Raw genomic sequence first — 588 nt, forward strand, 5'->3', positions numbered from 1 at the left:
GGTGACGTTGTCTTTGAGCTCTTCACGCAGCTCCAGCATCGCTTTGAGCCCAGTCAGATCAGGATCACAAACGTCAATATGGGTACGAATATATTGCACCCCTTTGGAGACTTCTTCTTGAATACCTTTTAGCATCCGCGATTTAGCATCTTCGAAAGTTTGCGTCTTTTTGACATCGTGCCAGCGAGCAATACCTTCGAACAAGGTACCTGAGGCGTTCTTTGCATCATCACCGCCGCCCGTATAAACATAATCAAGATGCAGATGTGAGTCCACATAAGGCGGTACCACCAAACAGCCCTTTAAATCAATCTCCTCCGTAGCGGCAGGCAAGCCTCTACCAATCTGCTCAATGATTCCGTCCTTGACTAAAATCTCATTAGCTTCGCTATTGCGATAGATATTTGCATTAGTAAATTTGATCATGACAAACTCCTGTTATTGACTAATAAGTGATTAAGAAATAGAAACTAAATACCTTCAAAATCGATATCGTACTGTACTATTGCAATGCTTTTTTAAAACATATAATGACGTTACAGCCTGTTTGCCCTTTGTAGAAAACCGTCACTTACTCTTTCACTTTTT

At 41.5% G+C, this 588-nt stretch carries 1 protein-coding gene; it reads right to left on the reverse strand.

Annotated features, from left to right (window positions below; all coding sequences use genetic code 11):
• On the reverse strand, positions 1 to 426 hold a 426-nt coding region (locus ACS8FD_RS22860), incomplete at its 3' end, for an amidohydrolase family protein (RefSeq protein ID WP_439277542.1).
• Between the last annotated feature and the right edge of the window lie 162 nt (positions 427 to 588).

It is taken from the genome of Psychrobacter sp. 1U2 (genome assembly GCF_051847575.1).